8 protein-coding genes are annotated in these 10,637 nt (G+C 58.4%); 7 read left to right on the plus strand and 1 reads right to left on the minus strand.

The genetic code is table 11. From position 1 onward, the window contains the following. Positions 1 to 134: 134 nt before the first annotated feature. Together HMPREF3039_RS10825 and HMPREF3039_RS10830 are read left to right on the plus strand one after the other, a co-directional pair. The gene (locus HMPREF3039_RS10825; RefSeq protein WP_067572995.1) at positions 135 to 1,025 is read left to right on the plus strand and encodes a hypothetical protein; all 891 of its coding nucleotides are present in this window, start codon (positions 135 to 137) and stop codon (positions 1,023 to 1,025) included. Positions 1,026 to 1,040: 15 nt separating this feature from the next. Further along, positions 1,041 to 1,418, plus strand: coding sequence for an ApaG domain-containing protein (locus tag HMPREF3039_RS10830; protein WP_067572997.1), 378 nt, complete (start codon positions 1,041 to 1,043; stop codon positions 1,416 to 1,418). Positions 1,419 to 1,563: 145 nt separating this feature from the next. Here HMPREF3039_RS10830 and HMPREF3039_RS10835 read toward each other — a convergent pair whose 3' ends face one another. Beyond that, positions 1,564 to 5,073, minus strand: a complete 3,510-nt coding sequence (locus HMPREF3039_RS10835; RefSeq protein WP_231863919.1) for a DEAD/DEAH box helicase — start codon at positions 5,071 to 5,073, stop codon at positions 1,564 to 1,566. Between the two features lie 309 nt (positions 5,074 to 5,382). On the opposite strand from HMPREF3039_RS10835, the gene HMPREF3039_RS10840 reads away from it, so the two are divergent. The 5 genes from HMPREF3039_RS10840 (at position 5,383) to HMPREF3039_RS10860 (ending at position 10,222) form a co-directional block, all read left to right on the plus strand. Further along, positions 5,383 to 5,868: an Lrp/AsnC family transcriptional regulator gene (locus HMPREF3039_RS10840; RefSeq protein WP_067573001.1), complete on the plus strand. Its 486-nt coding sequence runs from the start codon at positions 5,383 to 5,385 to the stop codon at positions 5,866 to 5,868. A 27-nt stretch (positions 5,869 to 5,895) separates the two neighbouring features. Next, positions 5,896 to 7,065 (plus strand): aminotransferase class I/II-fold pyridoxal phosphate-dependent enzyme, encoded by a 1,170-nt coding sequence (locus HMPREF3039_RS10845; RefSeq protein ID WP_147550154.1) that lies wholly within the window; start codon positions 5,896 to 5,898, stop codon positions 7,063 to 7,065. 12 nt (positions 7,066 to 7,077) lie between these two features. Continuing rightward, positions 7,078 to 7,857, plus strand: a complete 780-nt coding sequence (locus tag HMPREF3039_RS10850) for a CPBP family glutamic-type intramembrane protease (protein ID WP_067573006.1) — start codon at positions 7,078 to 7,080, stop codon at positions 7,855 to 7,857. A 61-nt stretch (positions 7,858 to 7,918) separates the two neighbouring features. Further along, positions 7,919 to 8,563, plus strand: a complete 645-nt coding sequence (locus HMPREF3039_RS10855; RefSeq protein ID WP_197483342.1) for a YdcF family protein — start codon at positions 7,919 to 7,921, stop codon at positions 8,561 to 8,563. 114 nt (positions 8,564 to 8,677) lie between these two features. Further along, complete coding sequence (locus HMPREF3039_RS10860) at positions 8,678 to 10,222, plus strand: glycine--tRNA ligase (RefSeq protein ID WP_231863921.1); 1,545 nt, start codon at positions 8,678 to 8,680, stop codon at positions 10,220 to 10,222. Positions 10,223 to 10,637: the final 415 nt, after the last annotated feature.

Below are 10,637 nucleotides of genomic sequence, written 5' to 3' on the forward strand. Positions count from 1 at the left end.
GCAGGGCGGATGGGTTGTTCAATATCCTTTTTGCGTCAGACGCAAGGGATTTCCTTGACGCGACGCCCGTATAAGACACCATAAGCCGAGAGTCAAGACATATTCAGTTTTGCCTAACCTTTTTGAATATTGTTATGAAGAGATTTTATCTGCTGGCCGCGGCCGTATCCGTGACGGGGGGAATGGCATTTGCCGATCCCGGGGAAGAAGCGCCTGACAGGGACGGTGCCGTGCTGGACATCCAGCTTCCGCAGCCTGACAGGCAGTCCCAGCCGGCCATTCCGGAGCGCCTCCTGGACGACTCCCACATGAATGAGGAATTGGGGATCAACGAATTTACCGCCCCGTCCATCCGCAAGATTTTTGAAGACCTGGAGGGACTGCCGGAAATCCCGGAAAACGCGGCCCTGCGTCCGCGTCCGGAACGGCCGCCGATGGACCGCTGCTCACTGGCTCTTCAACTGGGAGGAATGATGGCGGACGGCTTTGTCATCGTGCAGTGCGGCAAGATGAACGAAGTGAAGCCCATTGCGCTGGACCTCTCCAACTACGCGAAGGCGATAGGGGCCGGAGAGCGGGTGAACCGCCACGCCGCTAGCCTGCTGAAAAATGCGGAGGACGGCGATTTGGGCAGCTTCAAGAACAACCTGGCCCTGATTCAGTCCGACGTGGAGCAGGAGCTTGCCTCCCTGCGTGATTCCGACATGGCTAACCTGATCGGCCTGGGCGGCTGGATTCGGGCGCTGGATGCCGCTACGGCGGCCCTGGACAACAAATTCTCCGAAGACAAGGCCAAAGTCATTTTTCAGCCGGACGTGCCGGAATACTTCCATTACATTCTGGACGGAGTGGAGCCGGAAATGAAGGAGCGCCGGGACATCGGCAAAATCATGGAACTGCTGACCACATTGCAGGAGCAGATGACGCTGGCACCCGGAGCCAGGCCCACGAAGGCGGGAGTGGAAGCCCTGCGCAAGACGACGCTGGAGCTGATGAAGGCGGCGCTGGCGCCCGCGGAATCATAACTCTCCCTGTTCCTTATGGTGCTTCCCCTCTTGACGAGCCTGGACGTGCGTCTTTCTCCGCGCAATCTGTATTCCCAGGATCAGGAATTGCAGCAAATGGCGAGCGACGACGGGCGCATCCCCGTGCCCTACAATGTGAGCATCCGCAACACGGGGGACGGGGCCGTGCGCATCATCGGCAAAAAATGGACCGTCCGTTCCCACCAGGACGGCACGCAGGTCATTGAGGGGGATGAACTCTTCGGTTCCCGCCCCCTGCTGTGCCAGGGGCAGATTTTCGCCTTCAACGGCCTTCAGATGCTCCGCCTTCCCGCGCGCATCCAGCTCACGCTTCTTGTCCGGGACGAAGGCGGCATGCTCTACCATACGGACCCCGTCAGCCTGACTTGGTGATGCTGCCTGGCGAATGGACATTTCAGCGGCCATGCCGCTGAAACAGTGCCCGATACCCATGATGAAAAAAGGGCAGGAATAGGAATCCTGCCCCTTTTTTGGTCTTTCATCATGGACCACTGCCATTCGGCAGTGCCGGACGGCTTTAACCTTCCTCGTCGTCCCCGTGGTTGAGGATGAAGTTCAGGTCGTCAATGCCGAGGCTGGACGTGAAGCCTTCGTCTCCAAGCACGTTGGCAACCAGCTGGTTCTTCTGGTGCTGGAGGATGCGGATTTTCTCTTCCACGGAATCCTTTGTTAGAAGACGGTAGGCGATTACCTTGTTCTTCTGGCCGATGCGGTGCGTACGGTCGATGGCTTGGCTTTCCACAGCCGGGTTCCACCACGGATCGTACAGAATGACGTAGGAGGCGGAAGTCAGGTTGAGGCCGGCGCCCCCGGCTTTCAGGGAAAGAAGGAAGACGGACGGGTCCTTGGTCGTCTGGAATTTTTCGATTTCTCCGCGGCGGTCCTTGGTCTGTCCCGTGAGGTAGTTGAGCGGACGGTTCTCCGCTTCCAGGCGGTTCTTGATGATTTCCAGCATGGAAACGAACTGGGAGAAGACGAGTACCTTGTGTCCTTCCTCCCGGAGTTGGTCCAGCAGGTAGAACAGGGCGGTCATCTTGGCGCTGTCCTCCTTGGCGTACTTCGGGTCCACCAAGCCGGGATGGCAGCAAATCTGGCGCAGGCGCATGAGGCCCTGAAGAATGGCAAAGCTGTTCTTCTTCACGGATTCGTCCGAATCCAGGCCGAGCAGGGCCTGCTGAATGCGGCGCAGTTCCGCCTTATAAAGCTGGCTCTGGATGCCTTCCATCTTGGCGTACACTTCCTCTTCCGTTCTGGGCGGCAGGTCTTTTGCCACCTGGGACTTGGTACGGCGCAGCAGGAAAGGCTTCAGGCGGGCGGCCAGGCGGTTCTGGCTCTGCGGGTCCTTGCGCTTGTCGAACCTCTTCTTGAAGTAGGAACGGGAGCCGAGCACGCCGGGCATGGCGAAAGCCATGAGGGACCACATGTCCAGCAGGCGGTTTTCAATGGGCGTGCCGGAGAGGACGAGGCGGTTGTAGGAAACGATGTCCCGCGCGGCCTTGGCGGCCTTGGAATCCGGGTTCTTGATCTGCTGGCCTTCGTCCAGAATGACCGTGAGCCATTTGATCTGGTTCAGGGTTTCTCCGCAGACGCGGAGCTGGGCGTAGTTGACCACGACCATGTCGTAATTCTTGTTGATGTCCTCCAGATTGGCCTGGTCCTTGCTGCGGATGACGAGAACGCGCACGCCGGGGGCGAATTTCTCCGTTTCCCCCGCCCATACGTCCAGCACGGATTTGGGGCACACGATGAGCACCGGAGGCACGGCGAGCTTTTTCCTGGACTTGTTCTTGCGTGCGTATTCCTCGCGCAGCCACAGAACGTAGGTAATGGACTGGATGGTCTTGCCCAAGCCCATGTCGTCCGCCAGAATGCCGCCGAACCCGTTCGTGGCCAGGTAGGCCAGGAAGTGGAAACCGTCGATCTGGTAGGGGCGCAGGGTAGCCTGAAGCTGGCTGGGAACGTCCGGCTTGACGTCGATCTGGATTTCTGCGGTACGGTCCTTGATGCGTTTCCATGCCTTCGGGTCGAACACTTCCGCGGCCTTGGGGTCCGCGAGCTGCATGGCGTGCATGCGGTGGGTTTCCCCGGAAAGGTCGAAGGGGTCCAGGCCCAGGCGGGTAACGGCGTCGCGCTGGTCGTTGTCCAGCTTGATTTCCAGGCGCATCCAGCCGCCGTCGTCCATGCGGACGTAGCCGCCTCTGGCAGCCACCAAGGCGCGGATTTGTTCCTTGGAAAGCTGGACGCCCTCCACGTCGATGACGATGCGGAGGTCGAACCAGTCGATCTCCTGGTTGACTACCTCGAACCGAACGGCCGCCGCCACCGGGTCCGCCAGCAGCGTCTTGAGCTTCTCGTCCATGTTCACGGTCAGTTCTTCGGGCAGGTGCTTGGCCCATTCCGCAAACTTTTCAGGGAACTGGCGCGTGACGCGCGCCTTGAAAGCCCCCACCTGGGGATCGTAGGAAAAGCCCATCTCCTCCAGCAGGCCGGGGATGGGGTAAAGGTGTTCGCGAATGAAGCGCAGGAGCGCCTTGTTGCGCATGGGCTCCTGATGAGCCACTTCCCAGCCGTCCTTGCCGAGTTTTTCCGTGCGGTAGCCGGAGGCGTCCGTGGCGGTCACTTCGCACAGCACGTGTTCCGTTTCCGCGGAGGTGAGGCCGCGCACGATCTTCATGTCAAAGCTGCCGCGCAGGTCGATGTCCACCACGCGGTCCTCCATGCTGGGGGGCAGGGTGGCTCCGATCTTGCGGAGGAATTCCACGCCTTCCAGGCTGTCGATGACCTGCTTGGGGATGGAATAGCGGGGTTCCACTTCCGTGCTCTCCAGCCAGCGGGGAGGGCCGGGGAAAACGGTTTCGTCGGACTGGTACAATTCCTGCTGGCCGGGAAGCTGCCTGACGGAGTGGGAAACGTTGATGCCGGAGGAAGTGACAAGCTGGAGCGCGTAGCAGTCCGGCTCGATGGGATCGTCCTGGCAGACCCACTTGAGCGGTTCGTCCACCACCTTGAAATAATTCTCATCCAGGTTCACCAGGTACCCCTTTAGGGCGGGCTGGTGGAAAAGCTTGTTCATCAGGGCGCAGGCGGCCTCCTGGTCCAGGTCCAGCGTCAGAGCGTCTTCCTCATGGGCGTAATCGGCCAGGGACACCAGCAGGATTTCCGTCTGGGCGTCCATGCGCACGGCGGCGCGTTCATGCAGGTTTTCCAGATGTTCCAGGTCCTGTTTTTCCCGGACGGGAATCCAGTCCTGCTTCAGGGAATGGCGGTACTCGAAGTGACCCTCGTTGATAGTGGAGACGAGCCGCATGAACAGCTCGCCGCGCGGAGGCTGGGGCGGCCGTTCGTTGACGGACTGGATGCGGTCATACCAGGTGCCCACCTCCCGTGAGCGTTCCCACTCGTGGATCTTGTGCTGCACCTTTTCCAGGTCCGTGATGCTCTCCATGAACTCCGGATAGGGCAGGCGCCTCTTGTTGAAGGCGTAGGCGATGTAATTCCAGAACTCCAGAATGTTCGTGGGCGGCACAGGCCACAGCTCCAGAGGATCATAGGTGGTGATTTCCCACCGGGGATTCAGGCGCACCATGTCGTGGTCATGGATTTCCTGTTCAATGGCGAAACGGCGGTAGCGCTTCTCCAGCTTGCCTACGTAATCCGCCTCCTTGTCGTCCAGCTCCCGGCCCAGCTTCTCTTCCAGAATGTCCAGCAGGGGAACGTCGTTCAGCTCGTTGGGGGACTCCGGAAGGTCCTGGCCGCGGTACATGCGTTCCAGCATGGTGGCGTACATGGCGGCGCCCGCCAGATCCTCGTCTTCCGTGGAACATGCTCCGAACCATCTGTTCCCCTGAAGGCGGAGGTTCACCCGGTGGACGCCGTGCGTGTCTTCCACACGGCCCTGAATATATAAATGATTGCCGAAAATTTGTGTAACTGCTCCGTCTTTTTGCAGCTTTTCACCGCGCAGCCGGATTTCTTCCGGGAAGGCATTGAGAAAGTTCAGGGTAGCCCTGTCAGGATTAAGTGCCATGCTCATAATGTCAGACTGTCATATAAAAATTGGTGTCCAGCGTTCCCGGGAAAAGGACGCTATAGGTCTATGCACTTTATTATGGCACAAAAGGTAGATTAGAGCAACTATTCTCTGAAATTAATTCTAACGAATGTTTAAAACGATTATTATTGTGTTGATAACGATGGCGTTTCCTTTTTACAGGCATGGTTCCGGCTTCAAATGAGGCGCTTGAATGAAAGGGTCCGGGAAAGGAGAATGTCAGTCTTCCGGAACATGTATCCTTGACACACCCGTTCCAAAAGAGTCTTTTACGTATGAAAATTTATGTCCTCCGCATCTCTTTTACAGTTATTGGCGACTCAAGCGCGCTTGAGCGATGGCGAATTGGCCGAACGTCTCGACATGACTGAGGAAGCCGTGCGGGCCCAGCGCGAGCAATGGGAACGGGAAGGGCTGATCGTGGGCTACCAGGCCGTGGTGAATGAGGAATACGAACACGACAACAAGGTGGCGGCGTTCATCGAAGTAAAGATGACTCCGGAACGCGACGGCGGATTCGACCGCCTGGCGATGCGCATCTCCCGTTTTGACGAAGTGTCCTCCTGCTATCTGGCTAGCGGAGGATTTGACCTGCTCGTCCTGGTGGAAGGCAAAAGCATGCGGGACATTGCCCGGTTTGTCGCGGAAAAACTCTCCACGCTGGAAGGGGTGCTCTCCACCTCCACGCACTTCCATCTGAGAACCTACAAGAAAAACGGCTGCATCTTTGAAGCGCCCGCGCAGACGGAGCGCCTCGTCGTTGCGCCGTAAGCCTCTGCCGTCAAGAAAGGAAACATCATGAACTGGCAGAATAAAATTGCGGAGCAGGTAGGCTCCATACCCCGTTCCGGCATCCGTGAATTCTTTGACCTGGTCACGGGCAGGTCGGACATCATCTCCCTGGGCGTCGGGGAACCGGATTTTGTCACGCCGTGGAACATCCGGGAAGCCGCCATTTACTCCCTGGAAAAAGGCCATACCTCCTACACCTCCAACTACGGCCTGGAATCCCTGCGCCGGGCTATTGCCAAATACGTCCGCGGTTTCTTCCATGTGGACTACAACCCGCTGAACGAAGTGCTGGTGACAGTGGGCGTCAGTGAAGCCATTGACCTGGCTCTCCGCGCCGTCCTGAATCCGGGGGATGAAGTACTGTACCACGAACCCTGCTACGTCTCCTACGCGCCCAGCGTCAGGATGGCTTACGGCGTGGCTACCGCCGTGCCTACGAGCAAGCAGGACCTCTTTGCCCTCAATCCGGCCGTGCTGGAAGCCGCCATCACCCCCAGAACCAAGGTGCTGATGCTCAACTTCCCCACGAATCCGACCGGGGCTGTGGCTCCTGTGGAAACCCTCCAGGAAATCGCGCGCATCTGCATCAAGCACGACCTCATTGTGCTGACGGATGAAATCTACAGCGAACTGCGGTACGACGGCAAGCCGCATGTCTCCATCGCCGCCCTGCCGGGCATGAGGGAGCGCACGCTGCTGCTGCACGGCGTCTCCAAAGCCTTTGCGATGACGGGATTCCGCCTCGGTTACGCCTGCGGGCCAGAACCCCTCATCTCCGCCATGATGAAAATCCACCAGTACTCCATGCTCTGCGCGCCCATCACCTCTCAGGAGGCGACCATTGAGGCATTGGAAAACGGCACGAATGCCATGCTCAAGATGCGGGAAAGCTACCGCCAGCGGCGTGACTACCTGGTGAAGCGCCTCAATGAAATAGGAATGGACTGTCATATGCCCGGCGGTGCCTTCTACGTTTTCCCGGACATCTCCAAATTCGGGCTCAGCAGCAAGGAATTCGCTACGCGCCTCCTGATGGAGGAACAAGTGGCGGCTGTGCCGGGTACCGCCTTCGGGGAAAGCGGGGAGGGTTTCCTGCGCTGCTGCTATGCCACGGCCTACGATCAAATCAAGGAAGCCTGCAACCGCATGGAGCGCTTCGTCAAGACACTCTCCTGACCCGGTCTTCTCATGAACTCCGACCTGGAGTACCAGAAAACGAAGGCGTATGTGGCGCCGTTCGCGGTATTCATGGGATTCACCCTCCTTTGGCAATTCGGCGGCCCCTTCCTGGAATGGGACCATCCGGCTGCCGCGTGGTGGAGAAGGGCTCCCGAGCAATGGTTGTACCCGCTCCAGGCCGTTGTCTGCTTCATTCTGGTCCTCTGGTGGAGAAAATCCGTGGACTGGGACTGGAAAGGAAAGCCTGCGGCGTGGGGAATCCTCTTCGGCGTGCTGGGCATCCTGTGCTGGCTGGCCCCCACCATGGCGGCGGATCGCCTGCCGGGCGGGCCCGATGCGTGGTTCGGCCATCCGGAATGGCCCTGGTACCGTTATCTGCTGGGAATCGACGCCCGGCCGGAGGGATTTGATCCTTCGGCAGTCTTTGCTCCGGGATCCTGGAGCTGGCTGACGGCTCTGGCACTGCGGTTCTTCCGCGCCGTCATCGTGGTGGCCGTGGTGGAGGAACTCTTCTGGCGCGGATACCTCATGCGCTTCCTGGTCAATCCCGACCATCCGTGGAAAGTCCCGTTCGGCACGCACTCCTGGAAAGCGTACTGGATCACTACGCTCTGCTTCATGGCCGTGCACCAGCCCGTGGACTACTGCGGCGCCTTCATCTACGGTTCGCTGGCGTATCTGCTCGCCGTCTGGCAGAAAAACCTGTGCGCCGTCATCGTGATGCACGCCGTGGCCAATGCCCTGCTGGGCTGGGCCGCGCTGGAATGGGGCAAATGCGGACTGTGGTAAATCCGGCATTTACAGAGACACCAATCTTGAGTACACAGGCGCGATGACTCCGGATGAAGCCATGGAAATCTTGTGGAACTACCATCACGTCGGGCAGGAGCTCCGCCCGGCTGATCTCATCTTCGTGCTTGGCAGCAATGACGTACGCGTGGCGGAATATGCGGCGGAGCTCTATAAGCGGCATCTGGCCCCGGTCGTCCTTTTTTCCGGCGGCATGGGACGCTTTACGGGAGGCTGGGCCGTCCCGGAGGCGGAACTCTTTGCCGAGGCGGCCATCAAGGCGGGTGTTCCGGAAAACTGCATCCTGATAGAAAACAAATCCACCAACACCGGGGAAAATGTCCGCTTCTCTCGGGAAGTGCTGAAACGGGCGGGAATCGGGGAGCCCGTCAGCCTCATCGCCCTGCAAAAGCCCTACATGGAACGGCGGACGCTGGCCACGCTCCAGGCCCAGTGGCCGGAAGCGCGGGTGGCGGTCAGTTCTCCTCCCGTCACTTTTCGGGAATATCTGACCGTGGAACTGCCGCAGGAGCTGGTTGTCTCCGCCATGGTGGGGGACTTCCAGAGAATCCTGGAATACCCGCGGCAGGGATTCTCCACGGAACAGCCCGTAACTCAGGAAGCGATGGAAGCCTTCCGCACGCTCGTGGAAGCGGGCTATGACTCCCAGCTGCTCAGGAACATTCCCCTCCCCTGGAATTCTTGAGAAGACACGCTTTTTGCTTTCACTGCCCTCCGTTTGAGGTCATCAATACCCCCGCACAGCCAACCCAACCTATATTCAATCATGGCAGACAGAACCAATACAGATCCCGCCCGAATGGAGAAAATTGTAAGCCTTTGCAAAAGGCGAGGTTTCATTTTCCAGGCAGCCGAAATCTACGGCGGTCTGAATGGTTGCTGGGACTACGGTCCCATGGGGGTGGAGCTCAAGCGCAACCTCAAGGAATACTGGTGGCGCAAAACCGTCCAGGAACGTGACGACGTGGTAGGCATGGACGGCTCCATCCTGACCCACAACTCCGTGCTGGTGGCCTCCGGCCACGTGGGCGGCTTCTCCGATCCGATGTGCGACTGTCTGCTGACCAAGGAACGCCTGCGCGCCGACCAGGTGCCGGCCCAGAGCGGCATGGGATTCTTCTACACGGGAGCCGCGAAAAAGGACGGTTCCTGGAGCATGGAAAAGGAATACTCCGTGCTGGTGGAAACTGAAAAACAGGCGGACAAGGCCCGCAAAACCGCGGCCCAGTACTACGCGCAGCTGGCCGGCAAGGACGTATCCCACAAGGAAATCGAACTCAAAGGAGAGCGTATGGAACCCGTCACGGACTCCACCATGTACAACCCCGCCAACGGCTCCCTGCTGACGGAAGCCCGCGAATTCAACCTCATGTTCAAGACGACCATCGGGGCCACCTCCGATGAAAACGATCCCAACGCCACCGGATGGCTGCGGCCGGAAACGGCTCAGTCCATCTTCTGCCAGTACAAAAACATTTTGGACAGTTCCCGCGTGAAACTGCCGTTCGGGATCGCCCAGATCGGCAAATCCTTCCGCAATGAAATCAATCCGCGCAACTTCACTTTCCGCTCCCGTGAATTCGAGCAGATGGAAATCGAATACTTCTGCCGTCCGGAAGACGGCCTGAGGCTGGTGGACGAATGGCTGGAAAAGCGTCTCAGTTTCTATGACGAAGTGGGGGTTCCCCGTGAACACATCCACATTCTGGACGTGCCGGATGACGAACGCGCCTTCTACTCCAAAAAAACCTATGACCTGGAATACGAATTCCCGTTCGGCATCCAGGAACTGGAAGGTATCGCCTACCGCACGGACTACGACCTGACCTGCCACCAGAAAGGTTCCGGCCGTCCCCTGGAATACTTCGACGAAGAAACGCGGGAAAAATTCATTCCCCATGTCGTGGAACCCTCCGCCGGATGCGACCGGACCGTGCTTGCCATCATCTGTGAAGCCTACGATGAAGAAGAGCTTGTGGACGACAAGGGCAAAAAGGACGTGCGCACGGTGCTGCGCTTTGTCCCCCGCATAGCGCCCATCAAGGCCGCTATCTTCCCGCTCCTCAAGAAAAACGAGGAACAGGTACGCATTGCCCGGGAAATTGAAAAGGCCCTCCAGCCCTGGATGACCGTCTTCTACGATGAAACGGGCGCCGTTGGCCGCCGCTACCGCCGCCAGGATGAAGTGGGCACCCCCTTCTGCATCACGGTGGACTTCGAAACCCTCGGAGAAAACGATCCTTCCCTCAAAGACACGGTGACCATCCGCCACCGCGACTCCATGGAACAGGAACGCGTCGCCGTCAAGGACCTGCTGCACTGGCTCATTGCTCGTGTGCGGTAATATGTTCCTTAGCAGAATTAAATATTGTAAATATACAAGGCCGTTCCGTTCATGGCGGAACGGCCTTCTGTTTTCCGGAACTTGTAATGAAAAGAAAAGTTGCTGGACGGCGCATGAATGAATGTCTAGCATTCAGGAGATGCAGGTTGTACAGGCAGGCGGAAAACAGTGATCTCAACACTTGTTGAAAATCTGCTGTTCTGTTTGCGCCAACCCCAAGCTCACAGGAATTCTCCGGAAGTTCGGTGATTGATGTAAGTCATTGGAAAACGAAGTTTGACATATCCGATTACAAAATTTAAGGCGTGCGGAATATCGTGATGGAGGGAGGTTGGCGCAAAAAGTCTTCTGCGCTGTTCTCTCTTAATGGATATTTCCCCACGCCGTCGCACCCTCACGGGTGCGTGGATTGAAA

The sequence above is a fragment of the Akkermansia sp. KLE1798 genome (assembly GCF_001580195.1).
GTDB lineage: Bacteria > Verrucomicrobiota > Verrucomicrobiia > Verrucomicrobiales > Akkermansiaceae > Akkermansia > Akkermansia biwaensis.

Excerpts from the sequence above, each read along its gene's own strand:
- HMPREF3039_RS10835 (WP_231863919.1), bottom strand. The coding sequence starts at position 5,073 with ATGGCACTTAATCCTGACAGGGCTACCCTGAACTTTCTCAATGCCTTC.
- HMPREF3039_RS10825 (WP_067572995.1), top strand. The coding sequence starts at position 135 with ATGAAGAGATTTTATCTGCTGGCCGCGGCCGTATCCGTGACGGGGGGA.
- HMPREF3039_RS10855 (WP_197483342.1), top strand. The coding sequence starts at position 7,919 with ATGGAAATCTTGTGGAACTACCATCACGTCGGGCAGGAGCTCCGCCCG.
- HMPREF3039_RS10850 (WP_067573006.1), top strand. The coding sequence starts at position 7,078 with ATGAACTCCGACCTGGAGTACCAGAAAACGAAGGCGTATGTGGCGCCG.
- HMPREF3039_RS10860 (WP_231863921.1), top strand. The coding sequence starts at position 8,678 with ATGGAGAAAATTGTAAGCCTTTGCAAAAGGCGAGGTTTCATTTTCCAG.
- HMPREF3039_RS10845 (WP_147550154.1), top strand. The coding sequence starts at position 5,896 with ATGAACTGGCAGAATAAAATTGCGGAGCAGGTAGGCTCCATACCCCGT.
- HMPREF3039_RS10840 (WP_067573001.1), top strand. The coding sequence starts at position 5,383 with ATGTCCTCCGCATCTCTTTTACAGTTATTGGCGACTCAAGCGCGCTTG.
- HMPREF3039_RS10830 (WP_067572997.1), top strand. The coding sequence starts at position 1,041 with ATGGTGCTTCCCCTCTTGACGAGCCTGGACGTGCGTCTTTCTCCGCGC.